Source organism: Pseudomonas sp. MIACH (genome assembly GCF_001269925.1).
GTDB lineage: Bacteria > Pseudomonadota > Gammaproteobacteria > Pseudomonadales > Pseudomonadaceae > Aquipseudomonas.
The window spans coordinates 161,499-182,693 of the sequence record NZ_LHVO01000028.1 but is presented as its reverse complement, the minus strand read 5'-3'; the positions used below and the strand labels follow the sequence as shown (position 1 = coordinate 182,693).

The 21,195-nt window shown below is 60.3% G+C and carries 20 protein-coding genes; 12 read left to right on the top strand and 8 right to left on the bottom strand.

Translation table 11 applies throughout. The features are described from left to right. The first annotated feature begins 119 nt into the window (after window positions 1-119). The 5 genes from petA to AD670_RS10965 all read left to right on the top strand — a co-directional run bounded on the left by petA (window position 120) and on the right by AD670_RS10965 (window position 3,907). Window positions 120-713: a ubiquinol-cytochrome c reductase iron-sulfur subunit gene (gene petA / locus AD670_RS10985; protein WP_034095877.1), complete on the top strand. Its 594-nt coding sequence runs from the start codon at window positions 120-122 to the stop codon at window positions 711-713. Then, window positions 713-1,924 (top strand): cytochrome bc complex cytochrome b subunit, encoded by a 1,212-nt coding sequence (locus tag AD670_RS10980; protein WP_003171746.1) that lies wholly within the window; start codon window positions 713-715, stop codon window positions 1,922-1,924. The genes petA and AD670_RS10980 overlap by 1 nt, the downstream gene beginning before the upstream one ends. Continuing rightward, window positions 1,924-2,703 carry a cytochrome c1 gene (locus tag AD670_RS10975; protein ID WP_053131614.1) on the top strand — a complete coding sequence of 260 codons (780 nt, stop codon included), beginning with the start codon at window positions 1,924-1,926 and terminating at the stop codon, window positions 2,701-2,703. Before AD670_RS10980 ends, AD670_RS10975 begins: the two co-directional genes overlap by 1 nt. A gap of 149 nt (window positions 2,704-2,852) precedes the next feature. Then, window positions 2,853-3,470, top strand: coding sequence for a glutathione S-transferase N-terminal domain-containing protein (locus AD670_RS10970; protein WP_017530114.1), 618 nt, complete (start codon window positions 2,853-2,855; stop codon window positions 3,468-3,470). A gap of 17 nt (window positions 3,471-3,487) precedes the next feature. Further along, on the top strand, window positions 3,488-3,907 hold the full coding sequence (locus AD670_RS10965; RefSeq protein WP_053131612.1) for a ClpXP protease specificity-enhancing factor: 420 nt from the start codon (window positions 3,488-3,490) through the stop codon (window positions 3,905-3,907). 62 nt (window positions 3,908-3,969) lie between these two features. On the opposite strand, the gene AD670_RS10960 is transcribed toward AD670_RS10965, so the two are convergent. Next, complete coding sequence (locus tag AD670_RS10960) at window positions 3,970-5,559, bottom strand: glucan 1,4-alpha-maltotetraohydrolase domain-containing protein (protein WP_053131609.1); 1,590 nt, start codon at window positions 5,557-5,559, stop codon at window positions 3,970-3,972. 277 nt (window positions 5,560-5,836) lie between these two features. Between AD670_RS10960 and AD670_RS10955 the strand changes: the two genes are divergently transcribed. Then, window positions 5,837-6,586, top strand: a complete 750-nt coding sequence (locus AD670_RS10955; protein WP_053131606.1) for a FadR/GntR family transcriptional regulator — start codon at window positions 5,837-5,839, stop codon at window positions 6,584-6,586. Between the two features lie 116 nt (window positions 6,587-6,702). Here AD670_RS10955 and AD670_RS10950 read toward each other — a convergent pair whose 3' ends face one another. Next, the gene (locus AD670_RS10950) at window positions 6,703-7,860 is read right to left on the bottom strand and encodes a hypothetical protein (protein WP_053131603.1); all 1,158 of its coding nucleotides are present in this window, start codon (window positions 7,858-7,860) and stop codon (window positions 6,703-6,705) included. Window positions 7,861-8,094: 234 nt separating this feature from the next. On the opposite strand from AD670_RS10950, the gene kdgD reads away from it, so the two are divergent. The 5 genes from kdgD (at window position 8,095) to AD670_RS10925 (ending at window position 14,589) form a co-directional block, all read left to right on the top strand. Further along, window positions 8,095-9,006: a 5-dehydro-4-deoxyglucarate dehydratase gene (gene kdgD, locus AD670_RS10945; protein ID WP_053131601.1), complete on the top strand. Its 912-nt coding sequence runs from the start codon at window positions 8,095-8,097 to the stop codon at window positions 9,004-9,006. 54 nt (window positions 9,007-9,060) lie between these two features. After that, complete coding sequence (locus tag AD670_RS10940) at window positions 9,061-10,506, top strand: aldehyde dehydrogenase family protein (protein WP_053131598.1); 1,446 nt, start codon at window positions 9,061-9,063, stop codon at window positions 10,504-10,506. A gap of 98 nt (window positions 10,507-10,604) precedes the next feature. After that, entirely contained in the window at window positions 10,605-11,969 is a 1,365-nt protein-coding gene (locus tag AD670_RS10935; RefSeq protein WP_053131594.1) for an MFS transporter, read from the top strand. A gap of 11 nt (window positions 11,970-11,980) precedes the next feature. Further along, the gene (garD, locus tag AD670_RS10930; RefSeq protein ID WP_053131591.1) at window positions 11,981-13,534 is read left to right on the top strand and encodes a galactarate dehydratase; all 1,554 of its coding nucleotides are present in this window, start codon (window positions 11,981-11,983) and stop codon (window positions 13,532-13,534) included. A gap of 113 nt (window positions 13,535-13,647) precedes the next feature. After that, complete coding sequence (locus tag AD670_RS10925; RefSeq protein ID WP_027604833.1) at window positions 13,648-14,589, top strand: AEC family transporter; 942 nt, start codon at window positions 13,648-13,650, stop codon at window positions 14,587-14,589. On the opposite strand, the gene AD670_RS10920 is transcribed toward AD670_RS10925, so the two are convergent. The 6 genes from AD670_RS10920 to gatC form a co-directional block, all read right to left on the bottom strand. After that, window positions 14,586-14,966 (bottom strand): carboxymuconolactone decarboxylase family protein, encoded by a 381-nt coding sequence (locus AD670_RS10920; RefSeq protein ID WP_027604832.1) that lies wholly within the window; start codon window positions 14,964-14,966, stop codon window positions 14,586-14,588. The genes AD670_RS10925 and AD670_RS10920 overlap by 4 nt on opposite strands. Beyond that, complete coding sequence (locus tag AD670_RS10915; protein ID WP_053131936.1) at window positions 14,963-16,009, bottom strand: calcium/sodium antiporter; 1,047 nt, start codon at window positions 16,007-16,009, stop codon at window positions 14,963-14,965. The genes AD670_RS10920 and AD670_RS10915 overlap by 4 nt, the downstream gene beginning before the upstream one ends. A gap of 58 nt (window positions 16,010-16,067) precedes the next feature. Further along, entirely contained in the window at window positions 16,068-16,439 is a 372-nt protein-coding gene (locus AD670_RS10910; RefSeq protein ID WP_053131588.1) for a septal ring lytic transglycosylase RlpA family protein, read from the bottom strand. Window positions 16,440-16,613: 174 nt separating this feature from the next. After that, complete coding sequence (gene gatB / locus AD670_RS10905) at window positions 16,614-18,059, bottom strand: Asp-tRNA(Asn)/Glu-tRNA(Gln) amidotransferase subunit GatB (protein WP_053131586.1); 1,446 nt, start codon at window positions 18,057-18,059, stop codon at window positions 16,614-16,616. Between the two features lie 10 nt (window positions 18,060-18,069). Next, complete coding sequence (gatA, locus tag AD670_RS10900; RefSeq protein ID WP_053131583.1) at window positions 18,070-19,521, bottom strand: Asp-tRNA(Asn)/Glu-tRNA(Gln) amidotransferase subunit GatA; 1,452 nt, start codon at window positions 19,519-19,521, stop codon at window positions 18,070-18,072. 16 nt (window positions 19,522-19,537) lie between these two features. Further along, window positions 19,538-19,825: an Asp-tRNA(Asn)/Glu-tRNA(Gln) amidotransferase subunit GatC gene (gene gatC / locus AD670_RS10895; protein WP_003171764.1), complete on the bottom strand. Its 288-nt coding sequence runs from the start codon at window positions 19,823-19,825 to the stop codon at window positions 19,538-19,540. 210 nt (window positions 19,826-20,035) lie between these two features. Between gatC and mreB the strand changes: the two genes are divergently transcribed. Further along, complete coding sequence (gene mreB / locus AD670_RS10890) at window positions 20,036-21,073, top strand: rod shape-determining protein MreB (RefSeq protein WP_002555108.1); 1,038 nt, start codon at window positions 20,036-20,038, stop codon at window positions 21,071-21,073. Window positions 21,074-21,195: the final 122 nt, after the last annotated feature.

The window sequence follows — 21,195 nt, the reverse complement described above, 5'->3', positions numbered from 1 at the left end:
AATTCCCTTGTCATACGTGGGGCTTTTCATTACCATTCGGCAAAATTTTTATAAGTTCAGATTTAATACTTAGTAGACGCCTGATTTAACAGGCCAAAAAGCTGATGGGAGAGGACTGAATGAGCAATGACGGCGTGAATGCAGGCCGGCGTCGCTTCTTAGTAGCAGCCACATCCGTGGTGGGTGCTGCAGGAGCGGTGGGGGCTGCGGTCCCGTTCGTGGGGTCATGGTTTCCCAGTGCCAAGGCGAAAGCCGCAGGTGCACCGGTGAAAGTGAATGTCAGCAAGATCGAGCCAGGCCAGCAGATGATTGCTGAGTGGCGCGGCCAGCCGGTGTTCATTGTTCGTCGTACTGAGGAAATCCTGGGAAATCTGAAAAAGATCGAAGGCCAGTTGTCTGACCCGAAATCCGAGAAATCCGACCAACCCGCCTACGCCAAAAACGAAGCACGTTCGATCAAGCCAGAGATTCTGCTGCTGGTCGGCCTCTGCACTCACCTGGGATGCTCACCTACCTTCCGCCCGGAAGTCGCTCCAGTCGATCTGGGTAAAGATTGGGTGGGTGGTTATTTCTGCCCCTGCCACGGCTCCCACTACGATCTGGCGGGCCGCGTCTACAAGTCCCAGCCTGCTCCTCTGAACCTGCCTGTACCTCCGCATACCTACGAAACTGACGACCTCATTGTCATTGGCCTCGATAAGGAGAACGCGTGATGAGCAAGTTCATGGATTGGGTCGATGCACGCTTCCCCGCCACTAAAATGTGGGAAGACCATCTCAGCAAGTATTACGCGCCAAAAAACTTCAACTTCTTCTACTTCTTCGGTTCCCTGGCGCTGCTGGTGCTGGTTAACCAGATCGTCACCGGTGTCTGGCTGACGATGAGCTACACCCCGTCGGCGGAAGAGGCGTTTGCGTCTGTCGAATACATCATGCGTGACGTCGAGTACGGCTCGATCCTGCGCCTGCTGCACTCCACCGGTGCTTCGGCGTTCTTTATCGTGGTCTACCTGCACATGTTCCGTGGCCTGCTCTACGGCTCGTACCAGAAGCCCCGCGAACTGGTGTGGGTGTTCGGCATGCTGATCTACCTGGCGCTGATGGCCGAAGCCTTCATGGGCTACCTGCTGCCATGGGGCCAGATGTCGTACTGGGGTGCCCAGGTGATCATCTCGCTGTTCGGTGCGATCCCGGTCATCGGCAACGACCTGACCCAGTGGATCCGTGGTGACTACCTCATCTCCGGCATCACCCTGAACCGCTTCTTCGCCCTGCACGTCGTGGCGCTGCCCATCGTGATCCTGGGCCTGGTGGTGCTGCATATCCTGGCACTGCACGAAGTGGGCTCCAATAACCCGGATGGCGTGGACATCAAGAAGCACAAGGACGAGAACGGCATTCCGCTGGACGGCATCCCGTTTCACCCGTACTACACCGTGAAAGACATTGTCGGCGTGGTCGTGTTCCTCTTCGTGTTCTGCTCGATCGTGTTCTTTTTCCCGGAGATGGGCGGTTATTTCCTCGAGAAGCCTAACTTCGAACAGGCGAACGCCTTCAAGACCCCTGAGCACATTGCCCCGGTCTGGTACTTCACGCCGTTCTACGCGATCTTGCGGGCGATTCCCGACAAGCTCATGGGCGTAATTGCCATGGGCGCGGCCATTGCTGTGCTGTTCGTGCTGCCGTGGCTCGACCGGAGCCCGGTCAAGTCCATGCGCTACAAAGGCTGGCTGAGCAAAATCTGGCTGTGGGTGTTCTGCATTGCATTCGTGATCCTGGGCGTGTTGGGCGTATTGGCGCCGACCCCTGAGCGTACGCTGCTGTCGCAGGTCTGCACCTTCCTGTACTTCGCCTACTTCATTCTGATGCCGTTCTACACCCGGCTCGAGAAGACCAAACCGGTTCCGGAAAGGGTGACTGGCTGATGAAAAAATTATTCGTTGCATTGATGCTTGCGGCCCTGCCGCTACTGTCCTTCGCTGCCGAGCACGGTGGTCCGGAATTGGGAAAAGTCGATATCGACGTGTCGGACAAGGCCGCCCTGCAAGACGGCGCGCGGACGTTCGCCAACTACTGCATGGGCTGCCACAGTGCCAAGTTCCAGCGTTATGAGCGGGTTGCCGATGACCTGGGCATCCCCCATGAGCTGATGCTGGAGAAGCTGGTGTTCACCGGCGCCAAGATTGGCGACCACATGAACATCGGCATGAAACCGGCGGACGCCAAGCTATGGTTCGGCGCCGCACCGCCCGACCTGACCCTGGTGGCGCGCGTGCGTGGTACCGATTGGCTGTACAACTACCTCAAGACTTTCTACGAAGACCCTACGCGCCCTTATCAAGTGAACAACAAGCAGTTCCCGAACGTCGGCATGCCTAACGTTCTGGTCGGGCTGCAAGGCAAACAAGTGATAGGATGCAAGCAGATCCAGGTCGTCGAAGACGGCAAGAAGCAATACGATCCATTGACCGGCACGCCCCTGACCCATGAAGCCTGCGATCAACTGAAGATCGAAACTCCAGGTTCGCAGACAGAAGAGCAGTTCGACGAGACGGTCAAGAATCTCGTGACCTTCCTGGCTTACTCAGCCAACCCGGTAAAACTGCAGCACCAGCGCATCGGTACTTACGTCTTGCTGTACCTGGCTTTCTTCTTCGTATTCGCCTATCTGCTCAAACGTGAATACTGGAAGGATGTGCATTGATCCAACCGTAAGCAATTGCTGTTAATCTTGCGCGCCCAGCGGCATCTCTGAATACGTAGCGCCCTGGTTGTACCAGGCGTTACAGGGATGCTCTCTGGGCGCGCTCGTTTTTGAGCTTTCGATAATTTCAACAAGCGAGGAGGACCGCCATGGGCGTGACCAATCGGTTGGCCTGTTACTCCGACCCCGCCGACCACTATTCCCACCGAGTACGCATCGTACTCGCAGAGAAGGGTGTCAGCGCCGAGATCATCAGTGTGGAGGCAGGTCGTCATCCGCCGAAACTGATCGAAGTGAACCCTTACGGCAGCTTGCCCACCCTGGTCGATCGTGACCTGGCGTTGTGGGAGTCAACCGTGGTGATGGAATACCTGGATGAGCGTTACCCCCATCCGCCGTTGCTGCCGGTGTATCCGGTGGCGCGTGCCAACAGCCGCCTGCTGATCCATCGGATCCAGCGTGACTGGTGCGGGCTGGTGGATGTGATTCTGGATTCGCGCAGCAAAGAGGCCGCTCGTGTCGTGGCGCGCAAGGAATTGCGCGAGAGCCTGACCGGCGTTTCGCCGCTGTTCGCCGACAAGCCTTTTTTCCTCAGTGAGGAACAAAGCTTGGTGGATTGCTGCCTATTACCCATACTCTGGCGCTTGCCGATTATGGGCATTGAACTGCCGCGGCCAGCCAAGCCGCTGCTTGATTACATGGAGCGCCAGTTTGCGCGTGAGGCTTTCCAGGCGAGTCTGTCTGGTGTCGAACGCGATATGCGCTAAGGCTTAAGGAGCCGTTGATGAACTCCAGTCGACCTTATCTGGTCCGCGCGCTCTATGAGTGGATTGTGGATAACGATTGCACCCCGCACATGCTGGTCAATTCCGAGTTTCCAGCGGTTCAGGTACCGCAGGGTTTTGCCAGTGACGGGCAAATCGTCCTGAACGTTTCACCCACTGCGGTGCGCCACTTGCACATGGACAACGAAGCTGTCAGTTTCGAAGGCCGTTTCGGCGGTGTGCCGCACACGCTGTACGTGCCGATTGGCGCTATCCTCGGCATCTATGCCCGGGAGAATGGCCAAGGCATGGTGTTCGATCTGGAGTCGCCTTTCGAGGACGACGAAGTGATTGAAGAGGAAGACGGCGATGATGTGCCGCCACCGGATAGCGAGCCACCGCGTCCAAGCGGTCGGCCAAGTCTGAAAGTGGTGAAGTAAAGCGCGTAAGTCTTCGGGCCTACGTTAAAAAAATGCCTCGGCTTTGCCGGGGCTTTTTTTGCTCAAAAACTCCCCACTGTTTCGCTGGCGGCCCCCGTGGTGAGCAGATTGTTGGGGCCGTCTTGCCAGTAGACCTCGTTGACATTGCTCAGGCTGCGGATCAGGCATTTCCATTCGATGTGTTGCTGTGCTGGCCACACGACAGTGCCGCTCCAGCGATTGGCCGCGCTGGGTTGCAGTGCGATGGCGTGGGCGGGGTCCCATACGCCTAGTTCGATGGTCGATCCCACAGCGTAGACCGCCTGGCCGGGCCCTGGCCTGACGTTGTCGCAATGCAAGGTGGTCGTGGTGTCGGAAGGTGCCGGGGCGGCCTGCCACGAGCGGATGCGCTGCCCGTCCGCAAACAGCGCTGGGCTGAAGCCGTCAGGCACTTTGGAGAGATCGGAGTCCAGGGCGATCAGCAGGCGCTTGCGGCTGCCTTGGATGGCGGCCACCAATCCGGAATAGTGGGGCTGGAAACTGATGGGGGAGTCGGCCCTGATACCGGCGTCCTTGCGCAGGCTGATCAGCTTGCGGATCAGATCGCCCCGGCCCCAGTCGTACATGTCCGGCCAATACACGGTGGGCGTACCGGGGCTCAGCAGAATGTAGGCATAGGCGATATTGCGTGTCGGGTCGGCAAGGGCCCAGTGGTGCTGCCCGCCGTATTGCCCTGGCGAATAACCGGTGTCGTGGTTGTCGACGAAAGTCACCGCGACCTGCCGCCATGCCGGGTCGGGGTTGCCATTCAAACCATGGCGCCACTCGGCCACGCTGCCATTTTGCATGCGCTCCTTGAGGGCGAAATCGAACACGCTGCAGTGGGAACGATCCGACCAGTCCTTCAACGCATCCTGCCAACTGGCCTTGCTGCGCCAATCGTTCGCCGGATACTCGCTGGGGCCTTTCCACAACTCGCCGACGCAGAACGCTTGGTCACCGAAGTTTTTCATCCACACATCAACCCGCTCCGGCGCGTAGCCGCGTGCAAAATCGAAGCGCAAGCCTTTGGCGCTGTAGTTGTCCCGCAGGTTTCTGAATTCCTGCATGAAGCGCTGCGAGACTTCCGAGTTGCTTGTGTTGAGGTCGGCCGAGCCGCTCATGAACGCGTCGCCTTCATCACAGACGACGGGGGTTGTGCAGTCATCGCGCCACAGCTTGAGGCCCCTGGGAAAGCGCATCTGTTTACCCGGCAGCTTGTCGTTCATATGGTTGGGCACTACGTCGTAGATCGCTTGCACGCCGGCACCCGCCAAGGCGGTGACCGCCTGTTTGAGCTGGCTGTCACTGCCGTATTGGCTGTTCTTGTCGAAGTCGTTCCAGAAGTAACCTTCACCGCCGCCGGACGTTCCCGACGCCGTGTCACTCCAACTGGATTGATCGGTCCAGGCGGGCGGCAGCCAGATTTTGGTAAAGCCGTCCTGGCCGATAGTGGGTGCCATTTGTGCCAGCACCTCATACCATTTCTGCGGGGTATTGCGGCTGGAGTTCCAGTGGAAGCCCTGAAGCAGGATGTCTTCGCCGCCGCCATTGCGCACATTCGGCGGCGCAGCGTAAACGGAGCATGCCAGCAGCCACACAATCGTTGCGTAATACCTGCCCGTACGTTTCATCACCCGCCACCTGTTTGCTGTAACAGGCTTTACTCTGCTACGGGGACGGAACGCCGTCTGCTGTCATAATTGCCAGGTGCGCGAGAACATTTGGCACTAATACCCAGGCTTGAAGTAGCCGTGCGTTATGTTCGAATTTGAACCCGTTTGTGCGGGTGCCGTTGCTGGCCGGGGCTGAAAGCTGACGGCGTGTATATGAAAGTGCGGTACAAACGGTGATCGTACAACCGCCATGGGCTATGATGCTGTTTTAGTCCACCGAGATAGATGATTCCACATGGAAAACGCCAGCACCGCCCCTCGTCTTCCCCGCAAGCGCCGCAGCCTTGCCCAGGAATTGGTCACGGTGCTGTCAGAGCAGATCCGCGACGGCCAACTCAAGCGTGGCGACAAGCTGCCCACCGAGTCGGCGATCATGGACGCCCATGGGGTCAGCCGCACCGTGGTCCGCGAGGCCATCTCCCGCTTGCAGGCGGCAGGGCAGGTGGAAACCCGCCACGGTATCGGCACCTTTGTGTTGGATACGCCTAGCCCAAGCGGCTTTCGCATCGACCCGGCCACCGTGGTGACCCTGCGTGATGTGCTGGCGATTCTCGAACTGCGGATCAGCCTGGAAGTGGAGTCCGCTGGGCTCGCCGCACTGCGCCGTAGCGATGAACAACTGGCTGCCATGCGCGCGGCGCTGGACGCCCTGAATGAAAGCGCGGCCCACGCCGGTGATGCGGTGGCCTCGGACTTCGCATTTCACTTGGAAATTGCACTGTCCACCGGTAACCGCTACTTCACCGACATCATGACCCACCTGGGCACCAGCATCATTCCGCGTACCCGCCTGAACTCGGCACGCCTGGCCCATGATGACCACCAGCACTATATGGGCCGCCTGAGTCGCGAACACGAAGAGATTTATGAGGCGATTGCCCGCCAGGATTCGGATGCGGCGCGGGCGGCGATGCGCTTGCACCTGACCAATAGCCGCGAGCGACTGCGCCATGCCCATGAAGAGGCGGAGGCGCAGCGCGGTTAGACATGACGCCTTGCAGGCGCGCGCTTGCTCGCGAAAGACGTCAGCGATGACGCGGGTATCCTGAATACTCGCGCCGCCCTGAGGTTCTCCACCTGCAAGCGGGCGCTTGCGGCGAGTCAGATGTCAGGCGTATTGGGCTTGTAGTCCTTAAGCAACAAATACGTACTCCACCCCCACCAGTCATTGGTCCAGTGCTTGTCGTTCAGGTCATTCACGTCCTTGCGGCGCAGCACCTTGTCTCCCTCCATCTTGAACAGCGGCGAGAAGTTGTTCGCCGGGTTCTGCGCGGCATTCAGGTCCGGGACATACAGGGGCGCTTTGAAATTGGCCGGCGAGGGCGCCACGCCGCTGATAAAGGTTTCGAAGATTTCGTCTGCCGAAGCCTGCACCGCGCGTTTGACCTGCAGCCGATTGTCCGCGTCGATGGCATCGAAGTAGCGCTTATCTCCATAGGCATGCCACTGATCACCCATGGCATTGCGCACCTTGAGGCCGAACTTGCTGTCTTCATCGTGCATGAAACGGCTGATCAGAGAGCCCAATTCGCCGGGTGTCACCACCGCTGCCAGCTGTTTGCGCGGCACTCGCAGGTGCCCGGCAGAAAACAGATCGGTCAAGAAGTGATCAGCAAAGCTGTTCATGGCATAGGCCATTTCCAATGCTTGGTCGGTACCGGTTTGATGGGCCACCACGGCCTGTTGCAACGCTGCCGTATGCCCTGCGAGGTACGCCGCCAGCGCCCATTCACCAAAGTGATCGGCGTTGTCCGCCGCCAGTTTCAGGTAGCGCCCCAGTGGGATCAGTGCCGAAACGGCGCTGCCACCACCGGTGATGCGGTTCCATTCCTCGGACAACGTATCACCCAGGGCGTCATAGGCTTCATGGGGCTGTTTGCCGTCTTTGATCGCCTGATTGACCGCGTTGATCTCCTTCTGCATCACCGCAAGGATCTTGCCCGCTTCTTCCCGCGAGGCAGGCAGCACAGCCAGTGTATTGAACGCGGCGATGAAGCGTTGCACGCGCTCGGCAGGGGAGGTGCCGTCGCTGATGGGGTGGCCGGGAATGCCATAAAAGTCACCGCCCAGGGCGATCACTTGGCCGTAGGTCAGTGCCAGTCCGTTAGGCAGATGCAGTTCGACTTGTCGCGCGGGAATTGCCGGGGCGTCCTTGCTGAAGCGTAACAATGTGTCGTCGCCGATGGCGGTGTGTTCGCCGCCTTCGAAACGTAGGACTGGCGGTTTTTTTTCGGGTGCTGCGAGTTCAAGACCTGACATGTTAGCTCCTTGCTATGTCGTAGGAATATTCCTTAATAGCTGTATGTATATACAGCTATCTGGAGCATAGAGAATAAAATTCCTACGTCAAGGATCCTTGTTTCTACAGCGTCTGAGATGAAGGGCGATGAATTACAGTTGACGAATCTTTTTATGGTTGTACGATGACGTACGACATCACCAAAACCAACAACAATCTTTCGACAGAAAGTCTTTACCCAGGGTGTTCGAATAATGAATCCACAAGAGCTGAAGTCCATCCTCTCCCACGGTCTGCTGTCTTTCCCGGTGACCGATTTCAACGCCCAGGGTGACTTCCACCAGGCGGGCTACATCAAGCGTCTGGAATGGCTGGCCCCTTACGGCGCCACCGCCTTGTTCGCAGCGGGCGGCACCGGTGAGTTTTTCTCCCTCGCCGCCAGCGAATATTCCCAAGTGGTAAAGACCGCCGTTGATACCTGCGCCACCAGCGTGCCGATTCTCGCCGGTGTCGGTGGTTCCACCCGCCAGGCCATCGAATACGCACAGGAAGCCGAGCGCCTAGGCGCCAAAGGCTTGCTGCTGCTGCCGCACTACCTCACCGAAGCCAGCCAGGACGGCGTTGCCGCCCACGTTGAAGCCGTGTGCAAATCGGTCAAAATCGGCGTGGTGGTCTATAACCGCAACGTGTGCCGCCTGACCGCTCCGCTGCTGGAACGCCTGGCCGAGCGCTGCCCTAACCTGATCGGCTACAAGGATGGCTTGGGTGACATCGAGTTGATGGTGTCGATCCGCCGCCGTCTGGGCGATCGTTTCAGCTACCTCGGCGGCCTGCCGACCGCAGAGGTTTACGCCGCTGCCTACAAGGCCCTGGGCGTGCCGGTGTACTCCTCGGCGGTGTTCAACTTCATCCCGAAAACCGCGATGGACTTCTACCACGCCATTGCCAAGGATGATCACGCCACCGTCGCCAAGATCATCGACGACTTCTTCCTGCCGTACCTGGACATCCGTAACCGCAAGGCCGGTTATGCCGTGAGCATCGTCAAGGCGGGTGCAAAAATTGTTGGCTATGACGCAGGCCCTGTGCGCACGCCGCTGACCGATCTGCTGCCGGAAGAATACGAAGCCCTGGCCGCGCTGATCGACAAGCAAGGTCCGCAATAAATTATCCACAAGGCCGCTGAGCAATCAGCGGCCTTTTGCGTCAGGAGAAGATTCGTGTCCCAAGTAAAGCGTTTTGAGAACTACATCAACGGTGAATGGGTTGCCGGCGCCGACTATTGCGTCAACCTCAACCCGTCGGAGTTGTCCGATGTCATTGGCGAATATGCCAAGGCCGACGTCTCCCAAGTCAACGCCGCCATTGACGCCGCCCGTGCCGCGTTCCCGGCCTGGTCCACCTCTGGTATCCAGGCTCGCCACGATGCCCTGGATAAAGTCGGCAGCGAAATCCTCGCCCGTCGCGAAGAACTCGGCACCCTGTTGGCCCGTGAAGAAGGCAAGACCTTGCCTGAAGCCATCGGCGAAGTGACCCGCGCCGGTAACATCTTCAAGTTCTTCGCCGGTGAATGCCTGCGGTTGTCCGGCGACTACGTGCCGTCGGTACGCCCGGGTGTCAACGTTGAAGTCACCCGCGAAGCCCTGGGTGTGGTCGGCCTGATCACCCCGTGGAACTTCCCGATCGCCATTCCAGCCTGGAAAATCGCCCCGGCCCTGGCCTACGGCAACTGCGTGGTGATCAAACCGGCTGAACTGGTACCGGGCTGCGCCTGGGCCCTGGCGGAGATCATCTCCCGCGCCGGTTTCCCTGCCGGTGTGTTCAACCTGGTGATGGGCAGCGGTCGTGTGGTGGGCGACGTGCTGGTCAACAGCCCGAAAGTCGACGGCATCAGCTTCACCGGTTCCGTTGGTGTGGGCCGGCAGATCGCTGTCAGCTGTGTGTCTCGCCAAGCCAAAGTGCAGTTGGAAATGGGCGGCAAGAACCCGCAGATCATTCTTGACGACGCCGACCTCAAGCAGGCCGTCGAGCTGTCGGTACAGAGCGCGTTCTACTCCACCGGCCAGCGTTGCACGGCGTCCAGCCGCCTGATCGTCACCGCCGGCATTCACGACCAGTTCGTCGCGGCCATGGCCGAGCGCATGAAGTCGATCAAGGTCGGCCACGCGCTGAAAAGCGGCACCGACATCGGCCCGGTGGTTTCCCAGGCCCAGCTGGACCAGGACATGAAGTACATCGACATCGGCCAAAGCGAAGGCGCGCGGCTGGTGAGCGGTGGTGGCCTGGTGACCTGCGACACTGAAGGCTACTACCTGGCGCCAACGCTGTTTGCCGACAGCGAAGCCGCCATGCGTATCAGCCGTGAAGAGATCTTCGGCCCAGTCGCCAACGTCGTGCGCGTGGCGGACTACGAGGCGGCGCTGGCCATGGCCAACGACACCGAGTTCGGTTTGTCGGCGGGCATTGCCACCACCTCGTTGAAGTACGCCAACCACTTCAAGCGTCATTCCCAGGCGGGGATGGTGATGGTCAACCTGCCGACGGCAGGTGTGGATTACCACGTTCCATTCGGTGGCCGTAAAGGCTCGTCCTATGGCTCGCGGGAGCAAGGTCGCTATGCGCAAGAGTTCTACACCGTGGTGAAAACCAGCTACATCGGTTCGTAATACGCAACACCCCGTGGGGGCCGGATGCCTGCCGGTCCCCACGACAAAAACAGAAAACCATTACCCGCAAAAAAAATAATTAGTGGGAGTACTTTTACATGCAAGCGACCAAGCCGACCCACGTCCGCTATTTGATCCTGCTCATGCTGTTCCTGGTGACCACGATCAACTACGCCGACCGGGCCACCATCGCAATCGCGGGCTCCAGCCTGCAAAAAGACCTCGGCATCGACGCGGTCACCCTCGGTTATATCTTCTCCGCATTCGGTTGGGCCTACGTGGCCGGGCAAATCCCCGGTGGCTGGCTGCTGGACCGATTCGGCTCGAAAAAAGTCTACGCCCTGAGCATCTTCACCTGGTCGCTGTTCACCGTGCTGCAAGGCTACGTCGGTGAGTTCGGTGTCTCCACCGCAGTGGTTGCGCTGTTCATGCTGCGCTTCATGGTGGGCCTGGCTGAGGCGCCGTCCTTTCCCGGTAACGCGCGCATTGTTGCCGCCTGGTTCCCGACCGCCGAACGCGGTACGGCCTCGGCGATCTTCAACTCGGCGCAGTACTTCGCGACCGTGTTGTTCGCGCCGCTGATGGGCTGGATCGTCTACCGCTTTGGCTGGCAGCACGTGTTTATCGTGATGGGCGTGATCGGCATCGTGTTCTCGCTGATTTGGCTGAAAGTTATCCACAGCCCGCGCCAGCACCCGATGATCAACGAAGCCGAGCTCAATCACATCGCCGCCAATGGCGCGATGGTTGATATGGATCAGGACAAGGGCAAGGGTAAGAAAACCGACGGTCCGAAGTGGGATTACATCCGTCAGTTGCTGACCAACCGCATGATGCTTGGCGTGTACCTGGGCCAGTACTGCATCAACGGGATCACTTACTTCTTCCTGACCTGGTTCCCGGTTTACCTGGTGCAGGACCGCGGCATGACCATCCTCAAGGCCGGTTTCATCGCCTCGTTGCCGGCGATCTGCGGGTTTATCGGTGGCGTGCTGGGCGGGGTGATTTCCGACTACCTGCTGCGCAAAGGCCATTCGCTGACGTTCGCCCGCAAGGCGCCGATCATTGCAGGCCTGCTGGTTTCCAGCAGCATCATTGCGTGTAACTACGTCGACGTTGAATGGATGGTGGTGGGCTTCATGGCCTTGGCCTTCTTCGGCAAAGGCGTTGGCGCACTGGGCTGGGCGGTGGTGTCCGACACCTCGCCGAAACAAATCGCCGGTCTCAGTGGCGGCTTGTTCAACACCTTCGGTAACCTCGCGTCGATCACCACGCCGATTGTCATCGGCTACATCATCAGCACCACCGGCTCGTTCAAGTGGGCCCTGGTGTTCGTCGGCGCCAACGCGCTGGTGGCGGTGTTCAGCTATCTGGTCATCGTCGGCCCGATCAAGCGTGTAGTACTCAAAGAGCCGCCAAGCAAGGGGCCTGAGTTGACCAACCTAACCGAAGTGCATTCCTGAGGGGCCCCGTGATGCAGTTGATTGAACATGCCGACTCGCCGCGCTCCATTCGCCTGCACGAGCGCGACAACGTAGTGATCGTGGTCAACGACCAGGGCGTACCGGCCGGGACCGAGTTCCCGGACGGCCTGGTGACCGTGGATTTCATCCCCCAGAGCCACAAAGTGACCCTGGAAGACATCCCCGAAGGCGGTCAGATTATTCGCTACGGCCAGACCATCGGTTACGCCCTGGCGCCGATTCCGCGCGGCAGTTGGGTCCAGGAAGATCAACTGCGCATGCCCACCGCGCCACCGCTGGACAGCTTGCCGCTGTCCACCGAGGTGCCTGAAACCCAGGCACCGTTGGAGGGGTTTACCTTCGAGGGCTATCGCAACGCCGACGGCACCGTGGGCACGCGCAATATCCTCGGCATCACCACCACGGTGCAGTGCGTGACGGGCGTGTTGGACCATGCGGTCAAGCGCATCAAGGACGAATTACTGCCCAAGTACCCCCACGTCGATGACGTGGTGGCGCTGACCCACAGCTACGGCTGTGGAGTGGCGATCACCGCGACGGATGCCTACATCCCGATCCGAACCGTACGCAACCTGGCGCGCAACCCGAACCTGGGCGGCGAAGCCCTGGTGATCAGCCTGGGCTGCGAGAAATTGCAGGCCGGGCAGGTGATGCACGACAACGACAGCTCCGTCGACCTCAGCGAGCCGTGGCTGTATCGGTTGCAGGATTCCAGCCATGGCTTTACCGAGATGATCGAGCAGATCATGGACTTGGCCGAAGTGCGCCTGAAGAAGCTCGACCAGCGCCGCCGGGAAACCGTGCCGGCATCCGAACTGATCCTGGGCATGCAATGCGGCGGCAGTGATGCGTTTTCCGGTATCACCGCCAACCCGGCGCTGGGCTATGCCTCGGATTTGTTGCTGCGGGCGGGAGCGACGGTGATGTTTTCCGAAGTCACCGAAGTGCGTGATGCCATCTACCTGCTGACTTCTCGCGCACAGACCAAGGAAATTGCCCAGGAACTGGTGCGGGAAATGGACTGGTACGACCGTTACCTGGCCAAGGGCGAGGCGGATCGCAGTGCCAATACCACGCCAGGCAACAAGAAGGGCGGGTTGTCGAACATTGTCGAGAAGTCCCTGGGCTCCATCGTCAAGTCCGGCAGCAGCGCGATCAACGGTGTGCTGGGTCCTGGCGAGCGCTTCAAAAGCAAGGGACTGATTTTTTGCGCGACACCGGCCAGTGACTTTGTCTGCGGCACGCTGCAACTGGCGGCGGGGATGAACCTGCATGTATTCACGACCGGGCGTGGCACGCCTTATGGGCTGGCGATGGCGCCGGTGGTGAAGGTCTCGACGCGTACGGAGTTGGCGCAGCGTTGGCCGGACCTCATCGATATCGACGCTGGGCGCATTGCCACCGGGCGCGCGACCATCGAGGAGTTGGGCTGGGAGTTGTTCCACTTCTATCTGGACGTGGCCAGCGGTAAGAAGCAGACCTGGGCGGAGCATCACAAGCTGCATAACGACATTACGTTGTTCAACCCGGCGCCGATTACCTGAGACCGAGTCGCCTGCATCGGGGGCTTGCCCCCCGATAGCGGTCGATCAGGCGCCGTTGGGCTGTATGGCTTATCATTAGCCACCTAACGACGCTCACCAAGGTTCTTCCCGGCATGCTGGCTATCTTCCTCACCACCCTCACCATCACCGCGCCGGTGTTTGCCATGCTGTTCCTGGGGGTGCTGCTCAAGCGCATCAACTGGATCAACGACAACTTTATCCACACGGCTTCGTCCCTGGTGTTCAACGTCACCATGCCGGCGTTGCTGTTTCTCGGCATCCTGCACGCTGACCTGCACTCGGCGCTCAAGCCGGGTTTGCTGATCTATTTTGCCGTCGCCACCTTGCTGAGCTTCGCCCTGGCCTGGGGCTGGGCGATTTTTCGCTGCAAGCGTGAAGACCGCGGCATCTACACCCAGGGCGCGTTTCGCGGCAATAACGGGGTGATCGGCCTGGCCCTGGCCGCCAGCATGTACGGCGACTACGGTATCTCCCTCGGCGCGATCCTCGCGGCGCTGGTGATCCTGTTCTACAACACGCTGTCGACCATTGTGCTGGCGGTTTACAGCCCGGTGATCAAGTCCGACCCCTGGAGTATCTGCAAAAGTGTGGTGGCCAACCCACTGATCATCAGCGTGATCGTGGCGGCGCCGTTCGCGTATTTTCAGATTGGCCTGCCGGGCTGGCTGGAAAAATCCATGCAGTACCTGGCGGACACCACCTTGCCGTTGGCATTGATCTGCATTGGCGGCACCTTGTCCCTGGCGGCGTTGCGCAAGAGCGGCAATATGGCGCTGAGCGCGAGCTTGATGAAGATGGTCTGGCTGCCGGTGGTCGCGACCTTAGGCGCTTGGCTGCTGGGCTTTCGCGGGCCGGAGTTGGGGATTCTGTTCCTGTACTTCGGCGCACCGACCGCCGCGGCGAGTTTCGTGATGGCCAGGGCGGCGGAGGGCAATCATGAACTGGCGGCGGCGATTATCGTGATCACCACGCTGATGGCGGCAGTGACCACGAATATCGGGATTTTCGTGTTGCAGGCGGGTGGCTGGATCTAGCCTTCTTTCTGATAGGTGTCGATGACTTCCTGCGCAGCGCGGAACGCATCAATCGCCGCCGGTACGCCGGCATACACTGCGCAATGCAGCAGCGCTTCGCGAATCTCCTCCACAGTACAGCCATTGTTCAACGCGCCACGCACGTGGCCCTTGAGCTCCTGCGGGCACTTGAGCGCGGTGAGGGCGGCCAGGGTGATCAGGCTGCGCGTCTTCAGCGGCAAGCCTTCGCGGCTCCACACGCTGCCCCAGGCATGTTCGTTGACGAAGTCCTGCAGCGGCTGGGTGAACTCGGTGGCGTTGCCCAGGGCGCGGTCGACGAATACATCGCCCATCACCTGGCGACGCATTTCAACCCCGGGCTTTTTCTGATCGGTCATTGCGATTCCCTCTTGTGTTGGCGGCGCCAGGCTCGCAGCGTGCTGAACAACAGGAAGGCCACCAGCACTGGCAGGACGTAATACAGCATCAGTTGTTCAAGCTTGTTGGCCAGGGGCATGCCGGTGGTGAACGACATCACGTGCAGCCCATACGCCAGGTACAGGCCCAGCAACACCAAGCCTTCGGCGCGGGTGACGCGGTAGCCGGTATAAAACACCGGCAGGCACAGCACCACCACGCCGAGCATCACCGGCAGGTCGAAGTCCAGGGCGTTGGGCGACACCGACAGCGGCGAGGGCGCGAGCAGCGCGGTCAGCCCCAGTACGCCCAGCAGGTTGAACAGGTTGCTGCCGATCACGTTGCCCACGGCAATTTCCCGCTGACCGCGCAGGGCGGCAATCAGCGAGGTGGCCAGGCACGGCAAGGACGTGCCGACGCCGATCAGTGTGAGGCCGATGATGCGTTCCGACAGGCCCAGGTCCGCTGCCACCTCCACCGCCGCGCCGAGCAGCAAGTGCCCGGCCAGCACCAGGATCAACAACCCTGCGAGCATCAGCAGCACGCTGCTCAGCCAGGGCGCCCGGGCGACGGTATCCAGGGTGCGTGGACGGCGGGAGTGACGCGTCTGGTAGTGCAGCACACCGAGGTAGGCGACCAAGGCCACCAGCAACAGCAGGCCGTCGACCGGTGTGAGTTCTTCATTGGCCGCCAGAGTAAACACCAGCAGCCCGGCGAGGATCATCACCGGGATATCCACGCGCACCAGCTGCGGCGAGACGCGCAGGGGCACGATCAGCGCCGACAGGCCCAGGGTTACGAGGATATTGAAGATACTGCTGCCGATCACACTGCCCACGGCAATGTCGGTGTTGCCGGCCAAGGTGGCCTGCAGGCTGACGGTCATCTGCGGTGCGCTGCTGCCGAACGCGACGATGCTCAGGCCGATGATCAGCGGTCGCACCTTGAGGCTGGCGGCCAGGCGCACGGCGGCGCGCACGAGGATTTCGGCGCCGAGGATCAGCAGCAACAGGCCGCTGACCAGTTCGAGCAGGCTCCAGGGCGAGAGGGCAGTTAATCCGAAAATGGCCAAGGCTCCGTCTTCAGTTGCTCAGGGCTTGCACACGCACGCGGGCGGTGCCGCTGCCCAGCATACCCAGTTGCTCGGCAGCCTTGCGTGATAGATCGATCAGGCGCCCACGGGTATGCGGGCCGCGATCGTTGATACGGACCACGACGGATTTGTCGTTGGCGAGATTGGTGACCTTGACCTGGGTGCCGAAGGGCAGTTGGCGGTGGGCGGCGGTCAGGGCGTTCTGGTTGAAAGGTTCACCGCTGGCGGTTTTGTTGCCATGGTGCTTGGCGCCGTAAAAAGAGGCGGTGCCGGTTTCGTCGTAGCCGTTGGGGTTGATGAGGCCGCTGGCGCAGCCGGCCAGTAGAGAGAACAGGGCTAAAAGGCCAAGTAAACGCTTCATTTCCAAGGTTACCCCTGTATCGAATATGGGCGCGGGCTTATGTGGGAGGGGGCTTGCCCCCGATAGCGTTCTGTCAGACACAGATGTGCAAGCTGATAGACCGCTATCGGGGGCAAGCCCCCTCCCACAGGGTCCGAGGCAATCATGAAATCTGCCTCGGGCTATTCATCGCAATCAGCCTTCGAGCTTGCTTTTCAGCAGTTCGTTCACCTGTTGCGGGTTGGCCTTGCCTTTGGACGCTTTCATCGCCTGGCCGACAAAGAAGCCGAACATCTTGCCGCGCTTGGCTTCGTCTGCCGCACGGTACTGTTCGACCTGCTCGGCGTTGGCCGCCAGCATTTCATCCAGCACGGCGGAGATGGCGCCGCTGTCGGTGACTTGCTTGAGGCCGCGCTTCTCGATGATCTCGTCGGCGCTGCCTTCACCGCTGGCCATGGCTTCGAACACGGTCTTGGCGATTTTGCCGGAGATGGTGTTGTCCTTGATGCGCAGCAGCATGCCGCCCAGTTGCTCGGCGCTCACCGGCGCTTCGTCGATCTCCAGGCCCTGTTTGTTCAACAGGCTGCCCAGCTCGACCATCACCCAGTTGGCCGCCAGCTTGGCGTCACCGGCAATGCTCACGACTTTTTCGAAGTAGTCAGCTTGCTCACGGCTCGAAGCCAGTACGCTGGCATCGTAGACCGACAGGCCGAACTGCGCCTGGAAACGCTCGCGTTTTTGCGGCGGCAATTCCGGCAGGGTGGCGCGGATGTCATTGAGGAACGAATCCTCAAGCACCACCGGCAACAGGTCCGGATCGGGGAAGTAACGGTAGTCGTTGGCTTCCTCTTTGCTGCGCATGGCGCGGGTTTCGTCTTTGTTCGGGTCGTACAGGCGCGTTTGCTGGATCACCTTGCCGCCGTCCTCGATCAATTCGATCTGGCGACGCACTTCGGTGTTGATCGCCTTCTCGATAAAGCGGAACGAGTTGACGTTCTTGATCTCGCAGCGAGTGCCGTACTCGGCCTGGCCTTTTGGCCGCACCGAGACGTTGCAGTCGCAACGCAGCGAGCCCTCGGCCATGTTGCCGTCACAGATGCCCAGATAACGCACCAGTGCGTGGATCGTCTTGACGTAGGCCACGGCTTCCTTGGCGCTGCGCATGTCCGGCTCGGACACGATCTCCAGCAGCGGCGTGCCGGCACGGTTCAGGTCGATACCAGTGGCACCGTTGAACTCTTCGTGCAGGCTCTTGCCGGCGTCTTCTTCCAGGTGCGCACGGGTGACGCCGACACGCTTGATGGTGCCGTCTTCCAGCGGGATGTCCAGGTAGCCCTTGCCGACGATCGGCAATTCCATCTGGCTGATCTGGTAGCCCTTGGGCAGGTCCGGGTAGAAGTAGTTCTTGCGCGCGAACACGTTGTGCTGGCCGATCTCGGCGTCAATCGCCAGGCCGAACATCACCGCCATGCGCACGGCTTCCTGGTTCAGCACCGGCAGTACGCCGGGCATGCCCAGGTCTACCAGGCTGGCCTGGGTGTTGGGCTCGGAGCCGAACGTGGTGGCGCTACCGGAGAAAATCTTCGATTGGGTGGCGAGCTGGGTATGAATCTCCAGCCCGATCACAACTTCCCATTGCATAGTGTTCTCCTCAGAAGCCGGTAGGGGTGCGAGTGTGCCAGTCGGTGTTCAACTGGTACTGGTGCGCCACATTGAGCAGGCGGCCTTCCTGGAAATACGGGGCGAGCAATTGCACGCCCACCGGCAGGCCATCGACGAAGCCGGCAGGCATGGACAAGCCCGGCAGGCCCGCGAGGTTGGCGGTGATGGTGTAGAGGTCTTCCAGGTACTCGGCAATCGGGTCGCCGGTCTTGGCGCCGATCTTCCAGGCCGGGTTCGGCGTGGTTGGGCCGAGGATTACGTCGACTTCTTCAAAGGCAGCCATGAAGTCGTTCTTGATCAGGCGACGGATTTTTTGCGCCTTGAGGTAGTACGCGTCGTAATAGCCGGCGGACAGGGCGTAGGCACCGACCATGATCCGGCGTTGAACTTCGGCACCGAAGCCTTCGCCACGGGAGCGTTTGTACAGGTCGGTCAGGTCCTTCGGGTTCTCGCAGCGGTAGCCGAAGCGCACGCCGTCGAAACGCGACAGGTTGGAAGAGGCTTCCGCCGGCGCGATCACGTAGTAGGCAGGAATCGCATGCTGGTTGTTCGGCAGGCTGATTTCCTTGATCACCGCGCCGAGCTTTTCCAGCTCCTTGACGCTGTTGTGCACCAATTCGGCAATGCGCGGGTCGAGACCGGCGCTGAAGTATTCCTTCGGCACGCCGATGCGCAGGCCCTTGAGCGAAGTATTGAGGCTGGCGCTGTAGTCCGGCACCGGTTCATCGATGCTGGTGGAGTCTTGGGCGTCGAAGCCTGCCATGCCTTGTAACAAAATCGCGCAGTCTTCGGCCGTGCGGGCCAGGGTCCCGCCCTGATCGAGGCTGGAGGCGTAGGCGATCATCCCCCAGCGGGAAACGCGGCCGTAGGTCGGTTTCAGGCCGGTGAGGTTGGTGAAGGCCGCCGGTTGGCGGATCGAGCCGCCGGTGTCGGTGGCCGTGGCGGCTGGCAGGAAGCGCGCGGCAACGGCCGCAGCCGAGCCACCGGACGAACCGCCAGGCACGTGTTCCAGGTTCCACGGGTTTTTCACCGCGCCGTAGTAGCTCGACTCGTTGGCCGACCCCATGGCGAATTCGTCCATGTTGGTCTTGCCCAGGGTCACGGCCCCGGCAGCGGCCAGCTTGGCGACCACGGTGGCGTCGTAGGGCGCCTTGAAGTTGTCGAGCATCTTCGAGCCGCAGCTGGTGCGAATGCCCTGGGTGCAGAACAGGTCCTTGTGGGCGATAGGTGCGCCCAGCAGGGCGCCATTCTCACCGTTGGCGCGACGTACGTCGGCGGCCTTGGCCTGGCTCAGGGCCAGTTCTTCGGTGAGGCTGATGAAGCTGTTGACCTTGGGATCCAGCTCGGCGATGCGCGCAAGCAGGGTCTTGGTCAGCTCTTCGGAAGAAAACTTTTTGTCGGCGAGACCGCGGGCGATCTCGGCCAGAGTCATGTGATGCATTGCAGGCTCTTTCCCTTTAGTCGATGACTTTCGGAACCAGGTACAGGCCGTTTTCGACCGCTGGCGCGATGGACTGGTAGGCCTCGCGATTATTGCGCTCGGTCACGACGTCTGCGCGCAGGCGCTGGCTGGCTTCCAGCGGGTGAGCCAGGGGCTCGATACCGTCGGTATTCACGGCCTGCATTTGGTCAACCAGCCCGAGAATGCTGTTCAGGGCTGCGGTGGTCTGTGGAAGATCGGCTTCATTCAGGCCAAGCGAGGCCAGATGAGCGATTTTTTCCACGTCGGAGCGTTCAAGCGCCATGGGAATCTCCAGTGGAAAACAGAACGGAGGCTGTCCGTGTGTTAGATTGTCGGAACACTACCGCATTTCTACGGTCTTACGGCCGCGATTGTGGGGGTTGGTGCACAGAAAGTCGGCCAATTTAGCACATTGGCGCCTTGCCCAAAATCCCTGTCGTTGTTAGAGTTTGCCGCACTTTTTTACCCACGCGTTGCCTAGGGTCCTTTCCCCATGTTCAAGAAACTGCGTGGCATGTTTTCCAGCGATCTTTCCATTGACCTGGGCACTGCCAACACCCTTATTTACGTGCGCGAGCGCGGTATCGTTCTGAATGAGCCATCGGTTGTGGCCATTCGGACCCATGGTAATCAGAAAAGTGTCGTTGCCGTCGGCACCGAGGCCAAGCGCATGCTCGGCCGAACACCTGGCAATATTGCTGCCATTCGTCCGATGAAAGACGGCGTGATTGCCGACTTCAGTGTCTGCGAGAAGATGCTGCAGTACTTCATCAACAAGGTTCACGAAAACAGTTTCCTGCAGCCCAGCCCTCGTGTGCTGATCTGCGTTCCGTGCAAGTCCACCCAGGTGGAGCGTCGTGCCATCCGTGAATCGGCCCTTGGCGCCGGTGCCCGTGAAGTGTTCCTGATCGAAGAGCCGATGGCTGCCGCGATCGGTGCCGGCCTGCCGGTTGAAGAAGCCCGCGGTTCGATGGTGGTGGATATCGGTGGTGGTACCACTGAAATCGCCCTGATTTCCCTGAACGGTGTGGTGTACGCCGAATCCGTACGCGTAGGCGGCGACCGTTTCGACGAAGCGATCATCACGTATGTACGTCGCAACTACGGCAGCCTGATCGGCGAATCCACCGCCGAGCGCATCAAGCAGGAAATCGGTACCGCTTACCCGGGCGGCGAAGTTCGCGAAGTCGATGTTCGCGGTCGCAACCTGGCCGAAGGCGTTCCACGTGCCTTCACCCTGAACTCCAATGAAGTGCTGGAGGCTCTGCAAGAGTCCCTGGCCACTATCGTTCAGGCTGTGAAGAGCGCCCTGGAGCAATCGCCGCCGGAACTGGCTTCCGACATCGCCGAGCGTGGCCTGGTGCTGACCGGTGGTGGCGCCCTGTTGCGCGACCTCGACAAGCTGCTGGCCCAGGAAACCGGCCTGCCGGTGATCGTCGCCGAGGACCCGCTGACCTGCGTCGCCCGTGGCGGTGGTCGTGCACTGGAAATGATGGATAAACACACCATGGACCTGCTCTCCAGCGAATAAGATCGTTGGTTGCACCATGTTTCGCCCGCAGGCAGCACTTTGCAGTGCTGCCTGTTGGCGTTTATCTTCTTCAATCTGCATCCAGGCCGGTTAGATGCCGTATGAATAAAGAGAACATTTGC

What these genes read in the sequence shown, in the direction of transcription:
- gatC (WP_003171764.1), bottom strand. Translation starts at nt 19,825, where the DNA reads ATGGCGCTTGAACGCTCCGACGTGGAAAAAATCGCTCATCTGGCCTCG.
- AD670_RS10935 (WP_053131594.1), top strand. Translation starts at nt 10,605, where the DNA reads ATGCAAGCGACCAAGCCGACCCACGTCCGCTATTTGATCCTGCTCATG.
- AD670_RS10980 (WP_003171746.1), top strand. Translation starts at nt 713, where the DNA reads ATGAGCAAGTTCATGGATTGGGTCGATGCACGCTTCCCCGCCACTAAA.
- mreB (WP_002555108.1), top strand. Translation starts at nt 20,036, where the DNA reads ATGTTCAAGAAACTGCGTGGCATGTTTTCCAGCGATCTTTCCATTGAC.
- AD670_RS10920 (WP_027604832.1), bottom strand. Translation starts at nt 14,966, where the DNA reads ATGACCGATCAGAAAAAGCCCGGGGTTGAAATGCGTCGCCAGGTGATG.
- AD670_RS10975 (WP_053131614.1), top strand. Translation starts at nt 1,924, where the DNA reads ATGAAAAAATTATTCGTTGCATTGATGCTTGCGGCCCTGCCGCTACTG.
- AD670_RS10970 (WP_017530114.1), top strand. Translation starts at nt 2,853, where the DNA reads ATGGGCGTGACCAATCGGTTGGCCTGTTACTCCGACCCCGCCGACCAC.
- petA (WP_034095877.1), top strand. Translation starts at nt 120, where the DNA reads ATGAGCAATGACGGCGTGAATGCAGGCCGGCGTCGCTTCTTAGTAGCA.
- gatB (WP_053131586.1), bottom strand. Translation starts at nt 18,059, where the DNA reads ATGCAATGGGAAGTTGTGATCGGGCTGGAGATTCATACCCAGCTCGCC.
- garD (WP_053131591.1), top strand. Translation starts at nt 11,981, where the DNA reads ATGCAGTTGATTGAACATGCCGACTCGCCGCGCTCCATTCGCCTGCAC.
- AD670_RS10955 (WP_053131606.1), top strand. Translation starts at nt 5,837, where the DNA reads ATGGAAAACGCCAGCACCGCCCCTCGTCTTCCCCGCAAGCGCCGCAGC.
- kdgD (WP_053131601.1), top strand. Translation starts at nt 8,095, where the DNA reads ATGAATCCACAAGAGCTGAAGTCCATCCTCTCCCACGGTCTGCTGTCT.
- AD670_RS10925 (WP_027604833.1), top strand. Translation starts at nt 13,648, where the DNA reads ATGCTGGCTATCTTCCTCACCACCCTCACCATCACCGCGCCGGTGTTT.
- AD670_RS10960 (WP_053131609.1), bottom strand. Translation starts at nt 5,559, where the DNA reads ATGAAACGTACGGGCAGGTATTACGCAACGATTGTGTGGCTGCTGGCA.
- AD670_RS10965 (WP_053131612.1), top strand. Translation starts at nt 3,488, where the DNA reads ATGAACTCCAGTCGACCTTATCTGGTCCGCGCGCTCTATGAGTGGATT.
- gatA (WP_053131583.1), bottom strand. Translation starts at nt 19,521, where the DNA reads ATGCATCACATGACTCTGGCCGAGATCGCCCGCGGTCTCGCCGACAAA.
- AD670_RS10950 (WP_053131603.1), bottom strand. Translation starts at nt 7,860, where the DNA reads ATGTCAGGTCTTGAACTCGCAGCACCCGAAAAAAAACCGCCAGTCCTA.
- AD670_RS10910 (WP_053131588.1), bottom strand. Translation starts at nt 16,439, where the DNA reads ATGAAGCGTTTACTTGGCCTTTTAGCCCTGTTCTCTCTACTGGCCGGC.